At 73.3% G+C, this 14465-nt stretch carries 10 protein-coding genes; 5 read left to right on the top strand and 5 right to left on the bottom strand.

The genetic code is table 11. The annotated features are described in order from the left end of the window. The first annotated feature begins 133 nt into the window (after window positions 1-133). The 5 genes from ACFYY7_RS05065 (at window position 134) to ACFYY7_RS05045 (ending at window position 6659) form a co-directional block, all read left to right on the top strand. Window positions 134-976, top strand: a complete 843-nt coding sequence (locus ACFYY7_RS05065; RefSeq protein ID WP_388657211.1) for a nitrilase-related carbon-nitrogen hydrolase — start codon at window positions 134-136, stop codon at window positions 974-976. After that, window positions 973-2256, top strand: coding sequence for an aspartate aminotransferase family protein (locus ACFYY7_RS05060; protein WP_388657208.1), 1284 nt, complete (start codon window positions 973-975; stop codon window positions 2254-2256). The genes ACFYY7_RS05065 and ACFYY7_RS05060 overlap by 4 nt, the downstream gene beginning before the upstream one ends. Before the next feature lie 85 nt (window positions 2257-2341). After that, window positions 2342-2806, top strand: coding sequence for a nuclear transport factor 2 family protein (locus tag ACFYY7_RS05055; protein WP_388657205.1), 465 nt, complete (start codon window positions 2342-2344; stop codon window positions 2804-2806). 110 nt (window positions 2807-2916) lie between these two features. Then, complete coding sequence (locus tag ACFYY7_RS05050) at window positions 2917-4959, top strand: hydantoinase/oxoprolinase family protein (RefSeq protein WP_388657203.1); 2043 nt, start codon at window positions 2917-2919, stop codon at window positions 4957-4959. Then, entirely contained in the window at window positions 4956-6659 is a 1704-nt protein-coding gene (locus ACFYY7_RS05045) for a hydantoinase B/oxoprolinase family protein (protein ID WP_388657200.1), read from the top strand. Before ACFYY7_RS05050 ends, ACFYY7_RS05045 begins: the two co-directional genes overlap by 4 nt. Before the next feature lie 94 nt (window positions 6660-6753). Here ACFYY7_RS05045 and ACFYY7_RS05040 read toward each other — a convergent pair whose 3' ends face one another. The 5 genes from ACFYY7_RS05040 to ACFYY7_RS05020 all read right to left on the bottom strand — a co-directional run bounded on the left by ACFYY7_RS05040 (window position 6754) and on the right by ACFYY7_RS05020 (window position 14321). Further along, window positions 6754-8283 carry a helix-turn-helix domain-containing protein gene (locus ACFYY7_RS05040; protein WP_388657197.1) on the bottom strand — a complete coding sequence of 510 codons (1530 nt, stop codon included), beginning with the start codon at window positions 8281-8283 and terminating at the stop codon, window positions 6754-6756. Beyond that, complete coding sequence (locus tag ACFYY7_RS05035) at window positions 8277-9407, bottom strand: DUF917 domain-containing protein (protein ID WP_388657194.1); 1131 nt, start codon at window positions 9405-9407, stop codon at window positions 8277-8279. The genes ACFYY7_RS05040 and ACFYY7_RS05035 overlap by 7 nt, the downstream gene beginning before the upstream one ends. Further along, on the bottom strand, window positions 9404-10720 hold the full coding sequence (locus ACFYY7_RS05030) for a hypothetical protein (protein ID WP_388657192.1): 1317 nt from the start codon (window positions 10718-10720) through the stop codon (window positions 9404-9406). The genes ACFYY7_RS05035 and ACFYY7_RS05030 overlap by 4 nt, the downstream gene beginning before the upstream one ends. An 80-nt stretch (window positions 10721-10800) precedes the next feature. Next, window positions 10801-12165 (bottom strand): MFS transporter, encoded by a 1365-nt coding sequence (locus ACFYY7_RS05025; RefSeq protein WP_388657189.1) that lies wholly within the window; start codon window positions 12163-12165, stop codon window positions 10801-10803. 269 nt (window positions 12166-12434) lie between these two features. Next, on the bottom strand, window positions 12435-14321 hold the full coding sequence (locus tag ACFYY7_RS05020; RefSeq protein WP_388657186.1) for an alkaline phosphatase family protein: 1887 nt from the start codon (window positions 14319-14321) through the stop codon (window positions 12435-12437). Between the last annotated feature and the right edge of the window lie 144 nt (window positions 14322-14465).

Raw genomic sequence — 14465 nt, 5'->3', positions numbered from 1 at the left:
GTGATCGACTCAGCCGGTTCACGGCGATGGTCTTGCCCCGCTGTGTGACGGGGCTTACGTTCTCCTCTACGCACGTGTCTACGGGCGTAGAAACGCGTTGAGGCTCTCTGACGCCGCGTCGAAGGAGCAGCTCTTGTCCCAAGTCGTACGCGCCGCACTTGTCCAGGCGACCTGGACCGGCGACACCGAATCCATGATCGCCAAGCATGAGGAGCATGCGCGCGAGGCCGCCCGGCAGGGCGCGAAGATCATCGGCTTCCAGGAGGTGTTCAACGCCCCCTACTTCTGCCAGGTGCAGGAACCCGAGCACTACCGCTGGGCCGAGCCCGTCCCGGACGGGCCGACCGTCCGCCGGATGCAGGAACTCGCCCGCGAGACCGGCATGGTGATCGTCGTGCCGGTCTTCGAGGTCGAGCAGTCCGGCTTCTACTACAACACCGCCGCCGTGATCGACGCCGACGGCTCCTATCTCGGCAAGTACCGCAAGCATCACATCCCCCAGGTCCAGGGGTTCTGGGAGAAGTACTACTTCAAGCCCGGAAACGTGGGCTGGCCGGTCTTCGACACCGTCGTCGGCAGGGTCGGCGTCTATATCTGCTACGACCGGCACTTCCCCGAGGGATGGCGCCAACTCGGTCTCAACGGCGCTCAGTTGGTCTACAACCCGTCCGCCACCTCGCGCGGCCTCTCCGGCTACCTCTGGCAGCTGGAACAGCCCGCTTCGGCCGTCGCGAACGAGTACTTCGTCGCCGCGATCAACCGCGTCGGCCAGGAGGAGTACGGCGACAACGACTTCTACGGAACCAGTTACTTCGTCGACCCGCGCGGGCAGTTCGTCGGTGAGGTCGCCAGCGACAAGGAGGAGGAACTCCTCGTCCGCGACCTCGACTTCGGCCTCATCGACGAGGTCAGGCAGCAGTGGGCGTTCTACCGGGACCGCCGCCCCGACGCGTACGAAGGACTGGTGGAGCCGTGAGCAGCCTGCACCAGCGGCATCTCGCCGTCAGCCCCGACTGGCTGGCGCTCTATTACAAGCAACCCCTGGAGATCACCCACGGCGAGGGCCGCTACGTCTGGGACGCCAACGGCAGGCGCTACCTCGACTTCTTCGGCGGCATCCTCACCACCATGACCGCCCACGCCCTGCCCGAGGTGACCAAGGCGGTCAGCGAGCAGGCCGGCCGGATCATCCACTCGTCCACGCTCTACCTCAACCGGCCGATGGTCGAGCTGGCCGAACGGGTCGCCACACTCTCCGGCATCCCGGACGCCCGGGTCTTCTTCACCACCTCCGGCACCGAGGCCAACGACACGGCGCTGCTGCTCGCCACCACGTACCGCAGGTCGAACCAGGTCCTCGCGATGCGCAACAGCTACCACGGCCGGTCGTTCTCCGCCGTCGGGATCACCGGCAACAACGCCTGGTCGCCGACCAGCCTGTCACCGTTGCAGACGCTGTACGTGCACGGCGGCGTCCGCACCCGGGGGCCGTACGAGCAACTGAGCGACGCGGAGTTCATCAAGGCCTGCGTCGCCGACCTGGAGGACCTGCTCGGGCACACCCGCCCACCGGCCGCCCTGATCGCCGAACCCATCCAGGGCGTCGGGGGGTTCACCTCCCCGCCCGACGGGCTGTACGCGGCGTTCCGCCGGGTCCTGGACCGGCACGGCGTCCTGTGGATCTCCGACGAGGTGCAGACCGGCTGGGGCCGGACCGGCGAGCACTTCTGGGGCTGGCAGGCGCACGGCGAGAACGGCCCGCCGGACATCCTCACCTTCGCCAAGGGCATCGGCAACGGCATGTCGATCGGCGGTGTCGTGGCCCGTGCCGAGGTCATGAACTGCCTGGACTCCAACTCCATTTCGACGTTCGGCGGTTCCCCGGTCACCATGGCGGCCGGTCTCGCCAACCTCTCCTACCTCCTCGAACACGACCTGCAGGGCAACGCCCGGCGCGTCGGCGGTCTGCTGATCGAGCGGCTGCGGGCGGTCGGCGCGGGTTCGAGTTGCGTACGGGAGGTGCGCGGCCGGGGCCTGATGATCGGCGTCGAGCTGGTGAAACCGGGCACCGACGAGGCGAACCCGGAGGCCGCCTCGGCCGTGCTCGAAGCGGCCCGCGAGGGCGGTCTGCTCATCGGCAAGGGCGGCGGCCACAACACCAGTGTGCTGCGGATCGCGCCACCGCTCTCGCTGACCATCCCGGAGGCGGAGGAGGGCGCGAAGATCCTGGCCGAGGCCCTTCGCTCGGTGGACTGAGCGACGGGGGTGCGGGCGGCGACCCGGCCGGAGGCTGTGTAGCTTGGCCGCCGTCGCACCCCCGGATCAGCCCAGGAGCACCACCATGTCCGAGAACACCCACCCTGCCCCGTCCACCGCCCGGCCGGGTGCGTCGGCGGCCGACGCCGACGCGGTATGGGCCGTCCTCACCGCGATGTACGAGGCGTACGACGCGGGCGACCGCGCCGGGATCGACCGGGCGCTCGACCCCGGGGCGACCGTCTGGGACTCCGCCGCCGACCCGCTCCTGCTCGGCAAGGCCGACCTCGACCGGATCCGCGACGCCCGCCCGGCGCCCGGCGAGGGGCCGCGGGAGACCGGCCTCACCGCGTACGACCGCACCGTCGACGTCTTCGGCGACATCGCCGTCCTGCGCTTCTGGCTCCGGGTCGACTTCGCCCCCGCCCCGGACGGCACCCCGAGCCGTCCCGAGCTCATCCGCAACACCGTGATCCTGCACCGGGCCGGGGCGACCTGGCGGATCGTCCACCTCCACGAGGACGTGCGGCAGCCGGGCCCCACCGGCTGACCCCGGGCGCTGCGCACGGCCGCGCCCCGCGCACCGTGCGCAGCGCACAGCCGCCCGCCGCGCCCCGCCGATAGCGTCACGCCATTCCCCTGAGAAAGCCGGGAGGCGGCATGACTTACCGGGTGGCCATGGACATCGGTGGCACATTCACCGATGTCGTCGCGTACGACGAGACGCGCGGCACCTTCGAAGCGGCGAAGACCCCCACCACGCCGGGAGACCTCGCCGAGGGCGTCTTCTCCTCGCTGGGCCGGGCGGTCGACGACCCCGCCGACATCTCCTTCTTCGTCCACGGCACCACCCAGGGCCTCAACGCCCTGCTGGAGCGCAAGGGCGCCCGCGTCCTGCTGCTCGCCTCGGCCGGGCTGCGCGACGTCTACCAGATCGCCCGCGGCAACCGGGACCGCATGTTCGACCTGCACTACCGCAAGCCCGTACCGCTCGTGGACCGGTACGCCACCGCCGAGGCGGGAGGCCGCTTCGACTCGCGCGGCACCGAACTGACCCCGCTCGACGAGGCCGCCGTACGGGCCGCGGCCCGCCGCGCCCGCGACGAGGGCTTCGACGCCGTCGCCGTCGCGCTGCTCTTCTCCTACGTGAACCCCGCCCATGAACTGCGGGCCGGCGAGATCCTCGCCGAGGAGCTCGGCGACGACGTGATGATCGTGCTCTCCCACCAGGTGGCCCGCGAATGGCGCGAGTACGAACGCACCTCGTCCGCCGTCCTGGAGGCGTACACCGGCCCGGTCGTACGCCGCTACCTCGGCCGGATCGAGGACCGCTTCGCCACGCACGGGCTGACCGTACCCGTACAGGTCATGCAGTCCTCCGGCGGCGTCGTCAACGCCTCCTTCGCCCGCCGCCACCCCCTCCAGACCCTGCTGTCCGGGCCGGTCGGCGGCACCATGGGCGGGGTCTCGGCCGCCGCGCTGCTGGGCCGGCCCAACGCGATCTGCGTCGACATGGGCGGCACCTCGTTCGACGTGTCCCTCGTCCTCGACGGCCGCCCCAACATCTCCAACGAGGGCGCCGCCGACGGCTTCCCCGTCCTGATGCCGCTCGTGGACCTGCACACCATCGGAGCGGGCGGCGGCTCCCTCGCCTATGCCGAGGGGGGCGGACTGCGCGTCGGCCCCGAATCGGCCGGAGCCGTACCCGGGCCCGCCTGCTACGGGCGCGGCGGCACCCGGGCCACCGTCACCGACGCCAACGCCGTCCTCGGCCGGGTCGACCCCGACTGGTTCGCCGGCGGGCACATGACCCTGGACACCGGGGCGGCCCACCGGGCCGTCGCGGAACTGGCCGCCACCCTCGGCCTGGACCCCGTCGAGCTGGCCGGCGGCATCTGCGACGTCGCCAACGCCAAGATGGCCCAGGCGATCCGTACCCTCACCGTCGAACACGGCCTGGAACCACGCGAGTTCGCACTCCTTGCCTTCGGCGGGGCAGGGCCCATGCACGCCGTGGAGATCGCCCGCGAGCTCGGCATCGAGGAGGTCGTCGTACCGCGCTTCCCCGGCGCTTTCTCCGCCTGGGGCATGCTCGGCACCGAGGTCCGCCGCGACCTCACGCTCCAGTTCTTCACCCCCGGCACCGGCCTCGACGGCACCGCGATGGCCGACGCCCTCGCCGGACTGGCGGCCGAAGGTGTCCGGGCCCTGGCAGAGCAGGGCGTACCGGCCGGGCAGCACCGTATCGAGCACGCCGTCGACATGCGGTACGAGGGCCAGGACTACACCCTGACCGTGCCGCTCACCGGCCCCGCCGAGCCGGCCGCCGAAGACTTCCTCGCCTCGGTCGCCGCACGCTTCGCCGGGCTCCACGAACGCCGCTACGGCCACGCGACCCCCGAGGCACCCGTCGAGTTCGTCACCCTGCGCACCACCGCGCTCGGCGGGCTCCCCGAACTCGCCGCCGTCCCGTACGCCGCCGCGCCCGGCGAAGCCCCCGAAGCCCCCGTCAAACCGGTCGTCTTCGGCGGCGCCGCGCACGACACCGCCGTACTGCGCCGCGAGCACCTCGCCCCCGGGCAGTACATCCCCGGCCCCGCCGTCATCGTCGAGGCCACATCCACCACCGTCGTCCCGCCGGACGCCACCGTCACCGTGGACGACAACGGATTCCTCGTCATCAAACTCGGAGGCGTCGCATGACCACCGGCACCGGCACCAGCACCGCGGACGGCCCGGCCCCGGCCGCCGTCGACCCGATCACCACGGAGATCATCCGCTGCGCGCTGCTCCAGGCCGCCGAGGACATGAACACCACCCTGATCCGGTCCTCCTACACCCCGACCATCTACGAGGCCAAGGACTGTGCCGTCGCACTCCTGGACCGCGACCACAACGTCCTCGGCCAGTCCTCCGGCCTGCCGATCTTCCTCGGCAACCTGGAGGAGTGCACCCGCGCCACGGAGCGGATGTACGGCGCCGGGGTCTGGCGGCCCGGCGACGTGTGGGTGCTGAACGACTCGTACATCGGAGGCACGCACCTCAACGACGTCACCGTCTACGGCCCGATCTTCGTGAACGACGAACTGGTCGGCTTCGCGGCCTCCCGGGCGCACTGGATCGACATGGGCTCCAAGGACCCCGGCGGCTCCATGGACTCCACGACGATCCATCAGGAGGGCCTGCGCATGGGCCCGTTGAAGATCTACGAGAACGGCGAACCCTGCGTACTCATCCATGACCTGATCTCCCGTCAGGTGCGGTTCCCGCACCCCACCCTCGGCGACATGCGCGCCCAGGTCGCCTGCGCCCGGACCGGGGCCCGCAGGCTCGCGGAGATCGTCGGACGGTGGGGCCTGGACACCGTGCTCGCCGCCCGCGACGCCATCTTCGCCCAGACCGAGCGGCTGGAGCGCCGGGAGATCGCTGCGATCCCCGACGGCGTGTACGAGGCCACGGGACATCTCGACAACGACGGCATCGACCTGGACACACCCCTGCACGTCACCGTCCGGGTCGCCATCGACGGCGACCGCATGACGATGGACGTCACCGACTGCGCCGACCAGGCGACCGGGCCCGTCAACTGCGGTGCGGCGCAGACCGTCGCGGCCTGCCGGGTCGGTTACAAACTGCTCGTCAGCGGCGAAGTCCCGCTCAACGGCGGGTCGTTCAAGCCGCTCGACGTACTGACCCGGCCCGGCAGCATGCTCGCCGCCGTCGAACCTGCCGCCTGCCAGTACTACTACTCCCATCTCGGCCTCGTCATCGACCTGGTCGTCAAGGCACTCGCCCCGGCCGTGCCGGACCGCGCCGCCGCGGCCGGCTACGGCGACTCGATGATCGTCCAGTTCACCGGAACCGACCCCCGCAGCGGAAAGCTCTTCGTCTCCCAGGAGGCGACGGTCGGCGGCTGGGGAGCCTGGGAGGCCTCCGACGGCGAGTCCTGCCTGATCAACAACGTCAACGGCTCACTGCGCGACATGCCCGTGGAGGTACTGGAGACCCTCTTCCCGGTACGCGTCGAGGAGTACGCGATCCGCCCCGACTCCGCGGGCGCCGGCCGTACCCGCGGCGGCAACGGAGTGGTCCGCCAGTACCGGTTCGCCGCCGACCAGCAGCTCTCCCTGTGGTGGGAGCGGTCGGTCACACCCGCCTGGGGCATCTTCGGCGGCACCGCGGGGGCGGCGCCGCGGGTCACCCTCAACCCGGGCCGTGAAGACCGGCGTTCACTGCTGAAGGCCAATGCGCTGCAGGTGCGTGAGGGTGATGTGCTGCGCTGCGAGAGCGGTGGGGGCGGCGGCTACGGACCGGCGGGGGAGCGGGCGGCCGAGGCGGTGGCCGAGGACGTCCGGCAGGGCCTGCTGACGGCCGGACACGCGCAGACCGTGTACGGCGCCTGACGGACCGGCCGGGACAGTGGCGGAGGAGCCCGCGGAGGGTTCTTCCGCCACTGCCGTTTCCCCTGTTCCCCATGGCCCCGCCCTGGCCCCGTTCTCAGGGCGCCGCGCCCTCGTCGCGCAGCAGTACCCGGCACGCCAGATGCAGTGCCAGCCGCTGCGACGCGTCGTCGGGGTCGAAGCCCAGCGCGCGGATGCGCTCCAGCCGGGCGGCCACCGTGTTGCGGTGCACGCCGAGCACCTCGGCCGCCGCCGTCGGGGCCGCGCCCGCGTCGAGGACGACCGCCAGCGTACGCAGCAGGGTGCCGTCCCGGTCCGCCGCGAGCAGCGGGGCGAGCACCACCTCCGCCGGACCGCGCAGCATCTCGGCCGGTACGGCGGACAGGAGCTGCGCCGCGCCCATCCGGTCCCCGCGCACCACTCTCCCCGGCTCCCCGGCGGCAGCCACCCCGGCCGCCGCGCAGGCGTCGTTCAGGACCGGGCCGAGCGCCGCCGGCGAGGCAGCCGTGCCCGCCACCCCGCCGGCGGCCGGCACATAGGGGGCCATCGCGGCGAGCGCGTCGGCCAGCCGCCGGGTCGCCGCCTCCAGCGGGTCCACCCCGTCCGCGGGGGCGACCGACTCCCAGGCCACCCAGCAGGGTCCGTACGCGACCAGCGGTCCGCCCGGTCCCGCCGAACTCCAGACCGCGCGCAGCGCAGGGCCCGGATCGGGGCCGTCCCAGCCCGCGACGGGACGCAGCGCGTAGCCGACGAGCGGGCCCCGGGCGGGCCAGCCCAGCGCGGCCGCCTCGGCGCGCTCGTTCTCGCCGGGCTCGCCGTCACCGGCAGCCCCGGCGTCCGCCTCCAGCAGCCGGCGCAGGAGCAACGCCGCGCGGTGGCCGGTCCGTTCGTCGTCCAGGCGACGCACCGCGCACCAGGCGGTCAGCGGTGCGACCGCGAGGCGGAGCACGTCGCGCACCGTCTCGCCCCACCCCGCGACCCGCGAGCCCGACCGGGCGACCAGGGTGCCCAGCGAGCCACCGGCACCGTCCGGGACCTCCACCCGGACGGCGAGCGCACCGCCCTGCTCCGAGAGCGCGGCCCGCCGGCCGGCCAGCAGTTCGCCGGTGGGCCCGGTCAGCGCGACCGCCGTGGACGGCAGCACCGCGTGCAGGGCGGACAGCACCCGCCCGGTGTGCGGCCCCGTGTCCGCGAGCGCGCGGGCCGCCTGGGCCACCAGCGCGGTGCGCCCGGCGTCGGGGCGGGCGACCGCGGAGGCGATCCGGACCGCGGCGTCCAACGCGTCCTCGTCGATGACCAGCAGCGGCACCCCGAGCCGGTCGGCGAGCGCGCCCACGGAACCGGGCCGGCCCGCCGCCCCGGTTACCACGACGCAGGCCGCGGCGTGCTCCCAGGCCTTGCGCAGTGCCATCTCCACGGTCCAGCCCGCCGCCGCGACCCGCCCGGTCAGCACGACCGCGGTATGGGGTTCGAGCGTGTCGAGCACCGATGTCCGGTCCACGATGCGCACCGAACGCACCTCCGCGTCCCGTCCGCTCGCCCCGGCCATCCGGACCCCGGCGAGCCGTCCCTGCTGGACGAGTTCCGCGACGGTGAGCGGGCCCTCGCGGACCGGGCGGTTCACCATGGCTCCTCCTGTGCGCCAGGTGTGTCCACCGCGCCGGTACGGGCCAGCCGACGGCCCTCGGGCGTCTGCCAGGCGGGCGCGGCGGGAATGACCACCACCTCGACCTCCACCCCCGGCACCGCCCGCTCCACATCCAGCACCCGCCGGTCGGCGGAGGCCGAGAGGATGAGGATCTGGTCCGGGGCGGCGGCCACCGGTGCCCCGTCCGCCAGCGCCAGCAGAACCTCGTTGTGCGCCTCCAGCCGGAAGTGGCGGCCGATCCCCTCCGTCTCGGCGATCAGCACACTCGTCGGCCGCGACGGAAGTGCCGGCCACGACGGGGCGGAACCGGGCCCGGTGGGGCCGTCCGGCTCCGGCGGCCCGTAGCCGTACGGGTCGTCCTCGGTGGCCACGGGGTGCTCCACCGCCGTGATCCGGCCCCGGCACAGCCGCCGCGGCGACCACGGTGCGAACAGGTTGCCGGGCCGGGCCGAGCCCGCGCGGATCGCCCGGCCGACCGTGCCCGGCACCACGGATCCGGCCAGCACGTCGCCCGGCATCGCGTAGCAGACGGCCACCGCCCAGCCGCCGGCCGCGGGCACGAGCGGCCGCACCAGGTCCTCCACCCGCCCGCCCGCCGACTCCACCACGACCACATCGCCCGACGGGGTCGCCAGCGCGAGGGGCGCCGCGGCCACCCCGGCCAGCGTGAACGTCGACTGCTCCAGCAGCGGCAGCACCCGCCCGCAGCCGTCACCGTCGACCAGCGGCAGCCCGCAGTCGGCCGCCGCGGCCACCGACAGCAGGGCGTTCTCACCGGCCGTGTTCAGCGCGACGACCGCGTCGGCGCGGGCACCCAGCAGCCGTTCCAGGGCGCGCACCGCCCGTACCGTCTCCGCACCCGTCGGCAGCTGCTCGGCGAGCGCCGCCGACGAGCCGACCAGGGTCACGGTCACGCAGAGCCGCAACCCGCTCAGCTCGTCCGGGGCCAGCAGCCGCACCGGCCCGTGTGTGGCGACCGATGCCCGTGCCCAGTCCAGCGCCACCCGGAACGCCGACTCGGCCGCGCCCGCCGCCAGCACCAGCGACCCGGCCGCCAGCCGCTCCAGCACGGCGGCGTCCACCTGGACCGGTGCGCCGGTCACGGGGTCGCTCCCGCCGGTGCTCCCACGGCCCGGACCCGGATCCGGTGCACCCCGCCCGGGAGGTACGAGACGGGTGTGTGGACGGTCCGGGCGACCCGGGCGCCGCCCGGTGCCGCGCCCGCCGACACGACCCGCGCCAGCGCCTGGTCACGGGCCAGAGCGATGACCCGGTCCAGTTCCGCGCGGCCCGGCGCGACCACCACCTGCTCCAGTTCCACCCGGGTGTCCGCGTGCGCCGCGCCGTACGCGGCCGCCCAGATCCCGTCCGGCGAACCCCCGAAGAGCGGGGCCGCGCCGCCCGCGTACAGCACCGTGCTGCCCGGCGAGCGCTCCAGCACACCGGCCACCAGGGCGTCCACCCGCTGCCGGGCGTCGGCGGGCGGTTCCTCGCCGCCGAACGGGAGGGTGGCCAGGCGGGGCCTGGACACGTCCATCCAGAGTCCGCCGGGCCCCGGGCCCGCGTCCCCGGCCTCCAGCTCGCCGTCCGCGACGGCAGAGCAGCGGACCGCGGAGCCGGCCGCGTCCACCACGACGGCCCGCTCGGCGTCCGCCAGCAGCGCGGCTCCGCGCAGCGCGCAGGCCGTGGCGGAGGCAGTGGCGATCACGGGGTAGCGGCGGACGTACTCGGCGGAGACCAGACCGGCGTCGTCCCGGGCGAGGAAGAGCGGGGCCGTGATGCCCCGCGCGCGCAGCGTCCGCTCGGCAGTGCCGGTGAGGCGCTCGGCCCAGGAGCCGAGTGAGGCGTTGGCGGCCGCGGCGTTCTCGCGCTCGCGCAGGCCGGGTGAGCCGATCTCGTACGAGAGGGTGATGTGCGCACCGGGCACCAGGCGGGCGATCACGGAGGCGGCGGTCAGTTCGGGCTCCGGGCGGGCGGGCGACCCGGCCGCGCAGACGGCGAACGCGGTGATCGACGCCGCCCCGGCCTCCCGGGCGAACGCCTCGACACCGGCCCGGTCCAGCGGTGCCAGCGGCCGGCCGGTGAGCGACGAGCCGCCCGCCACCACCCGGGTCAGCCCGCCCGGACGCGGCGACGGGCCGAGCGCGGGATGGGCGGCGGGCGAGATACGGAGCACGGCGACGGGCGACGGCGTGCCCGGCGTGCGGTCGAGATCGGTCGTGAGACAGACGACGTCGGCCCGGTCGTACGGGGCGTTCCCGAGGCCGTCCAGCGCGTCGAGGACATCGCGCAGCGAACGGTCGAGGGAGGGCGACGACGCGACCACGGCATGAACCGGCGGAGCACCGCCGGGGCGTACGAGCACGGCGACCGTCGTCGTACGCCCCACGTCCACACCCAGTCTCACCTGCGTCATCCTGCCATCACGTCCCGGGGACCGCGCCGTGGAGAGGGCCTGCCGGGCCGAGCCGGTACAGGTTCCCCGCTTCCGGGCCGCTATTCCAGGTCCCGGCCCTCGGTCTCCGGCAGCGGGGCGGCGAAGACCAGCGCCACCACCAGGAAGGCCGTGATGAACAGGATCGTCGTGGAGAACTTGGTCGCCTGCGCCAGCAGAAAGCCGACCACCGACGGGGCGAGGGAGGTCGCGACCAGCTGGGCGGCGGTGGCCCAGGAGTACCCCGTACCGCGCAGCGCGGTCGGGAAGAACTCACCGTTCCAGGTGTTCCAGACGCCCCAGGCGCCGAGGCTGAAGAAGGCGAGGGCGAAGTTGGCGATGTACAGCTCGGTCATGGAGGTGGAGTAGGCGAAGAAGATCCCGCTGATCGCGGCGAGCGCCACGTACGGCAGGAAGACCTTCTTGCGGCCGAAACGTCCGGTCAGCAGCGACGCAGACACATAGCCGGGGATCATGAACAGCGCGCTCAGCGCGACGAAACCGAGGCTCGCCGACATGCTGAGGCCCTTGTCCTGGAGCAGCGTCGGCAGCCAGGTCTGCAGGCCCCAGTAGCCCCAGTTGAAGGTGAAGTTCACGACGAGCATCAGGACCGTGATCCGCAGCAGCCCGCCGCGCAGCAGCTCCACCGGCCGTCCGGACCGCTCGGGGGCGACGACCGCGAAGCGGGTGCCGTCGGGGACGTCGACGCCCAGCCTGCGCAGCACGGCCGCGGCGTCATCGTGCCGGTCCTGCGCGGCCAGCCAGTACGGGGATTCCGGAACCCAGGCGCGGATCGCGAAGACCCAGAGCCCGGCCAGGGCGGAGGCGATGGCCACCACATGCCAGCCCAGGCCCCCCAGCAACTGCGTCACGCCGACCGCTGCCAGCACCCCGATCGGCCAGCCGATCGACAGATAGACCGCGGCCCGGCCACGCGTCCGGGACGGCAGCAGCTCCAGGAAGTACGGGAAGGTGACCGTGTAGATCCCGGCCAGCGCCAGACCCGACAGCACCCGGGTGGCCAGCAGGACCGTGAAGTTCGGGGAGAAGGCGGAGGCCAGCGCGACGACTCCGTAGGCCGACAGGCTCCACAGACACACCGCACGCCGGCCGATCCGGTCCGAGACCGGACCCCAGACCAGCGCACCGGGGATCATGCCGAGCGCGACGGCGGAGAGCACCCAGCCGATCCGGCCGGTGTCGATGGAGAAAGCGTCGCCGAGATCGCCGGAGACATAGACGAGGGCGAGCTGCTCCCACGACTCGATGACGAAGGCCATGAACAGGGCCAGCGCCGCCAGGACGTGGGCGCGCCCGAGCGGCATGGCCTCGAAGAAGGAGCCGATGGGCCGCGGCCCATCGGCCTGTCCCGGCCCTGTCTCCAGGGGTTCTCCGGTTGCACCGGAACGTGCGGTTGTCGCGCTCACCGGCTGTCCTCCTGGCTTTCGTACCGGCCGAATCGCCCCTCGGCGATTGGGGATGGCGGCACAGTAGACAGGCCCGGGAGCGGGAACCTGTGCGCAGCGCACAGCGGAGGGGAGAGCCGCTGTGCTGTGTGCCCGGCGGCCTGTGGTGGGGGCCGCACGGGCGGGAACAGCCACGGTAACCCGGCGGGTGCGCGCGGCGGCCGGGGCCGTGTCCGGCGCGCATGTGACGGCCGGGCCCCGGCCGGTGGTTCCGGGGCCCGGCCGGTCGGTCAGCCCCGGTGGCCGGTGGGGCGGGTGAGGTCCAGGGAGCGGACCGTGTCGAGCTCGCCGTAGTACGCGAGGTGCTGGTGGCGCACATCGGTGACGGTCAGCGTGGCCTTGGCGACGCCCCGGCCCACCGTGGCCTTGAAGCGGACCGATCCGTCCTTCTCCGTGGTGCCGGTCAGCCTGTGCACCTTGCCGCCGGCCGTCAGCTCGGCCGTGACCTCCGCCCCCTTCACCGGCTTGCCCTGCGCGGTCCTCACCACGCCGTTCGCGGTGACCTTCCAGGCCGATTCGGAGCCGGGCCTGCCGAGCAGCACGGTGTCGGCGTCCAGCGAGGCGACGGCGAGATCCGACGGCGGGTGGGGCTGGCCGAAGGCGACCCGGTCGACGGTCCAGAAGGCGCTGTTGGTGCCGGTGTAGCGGAAGCTCAGCCGGGCCGTCCTCGCACCGTCCGGAACGTTCAGCTCAAGCCGCTCGACGGTGTTGCTGTCGGCCCGGTAGGACTTCACGAGCTGCGGGGTGCCGCCGTCGTACGAGACGTAGACGTCACCCGTCTGGGGGCCGTCGACCCGGTAGTTCGTCGCGTACGACACGGTCGCCTTCGCCGCGCCGTTGAGCTTGTACGCGGGGCTGACCAGGGTGGAGTCGAACTGTCCGGCACCGTGTGCCTTGTCGTCCCACTCGTCGGAGTCGGCGACCGCGAACACGTCGCGGGCGCGGACGTTCGTCTCGCGGCCCTGGCCGCGCTCGGCGTTGGTCCAGAACTCGTCCGTGGCGAAGGACCAGCCGCGCCACTCGGTGACGCCACCGGCCGGCATCTTCGAGTTGTCGATCGACCAGCCCTCGGGCGCGGTGTCGGTCCACCCCTTGGCGTCGGCCGGGAGCTTGGTCTCGTCGACGGGGGTGCGCAGCGAGGGGCGCAGCGCGTCGAAGGCGTCCGGCTCCAGCTCGGCGAGCGAGGTGCCGTCGAGGTTCCAGGCGGGATCGGTGGCGACGCCCTCGTGGCGCAGCACGGTGGGCGCGATGTCGGTGATCTTGACGTCGTCGCGTACCGAGCCGGGGCGGATGCCCTTGCCCTGGGCGATCACGAACGTGCCACGCTCCAGCGGGGTGTTGCCGCCGTGCCCGCCGGTGGGGGTGTGGCCGTGGTCGGCGGTGAGGACGACGAGCCAGTCCTCCTGCGCGTACGTCGGACGCGAGGTCACCGCGTCGAGCAGGCGGCCGATCTGGCCGTCGGCGGTGTTGAGGGCCTTCAGGTAGGCGTCGCTCGCGGAGCCGGTGCTGTGGCCGGCGCCGTCGACCTCGTCAAGGTGGACGAAGGTGGAGTCGGGGTTGCCGTGCGCGAGGTAGTCGGCGGCCTTGGCCGTGGTGCCCTCGTCGTTGCCGCCCGCGATCCGCAGATCGGTCCTCGCACCGAAGACGATCTGGGGGATCGGGCTCCAGGTGCCGACGACCAGGGTGGACGTGGCCGGGTCGGCGGTCTCCAGCCGGGTCGCGTAGTCCGGGTACCGGCCGTAGTTCGGGGCCGTGAAGTTGTTGTCCTTCACGTTGTGCTTGTCGGGCCAGACGCCGGTGGCGATGGACGACCAGCCGGCGCCGGAGACGGTCGGGGCCATCGGGTCGGCGTACAGATTGCTCCGGGCGGTCAGGCCCTTGGCCATCAGCTGCCGGATGTGCGGTACGTCGGCGCGCGAGAAGGCGTCGAAGGTGGCGCCGTCGATGCCTATGACCAGGGTCTTCGCCTGCTTGGTGCCGGACGGCAGGCCGGCGTACGGGGCGGCGGCCGGGGCCTGGGACCCCTGGGCGTGGGCGGTGGTCGTGGCGAGCGGCAGTGCGACGGCGGCGACGGTGGCGGCGGCCAGCACCGTACGCGCGGAGCGCGACAGGGACACGTGATCCTCCGGGATCGGTCGTTGGACACCGGACCACGGGGGCGTCCGGTGATGTGTCCGAGGCTCGCCGTCGGTGGTGATCGGATCACGCCGCGTACGGGACGGGGGCATGAACCGTACTCAACATTTGGCCCAGACCCGTAA

This window comes from Streptomyces sp. NPDC001933, from assembly GCF_042890955.1.
GTDB lineage: Bacteria > Actinomycetota > Actinomycetes > Streptomycetales > Streptomycetaceae > Streptomyces.
The sequence above is the reverse complement of the archived record's forward strand: the minus strand, read 5'-3'. Positions and strand labels throughout refer to the sequence as shown.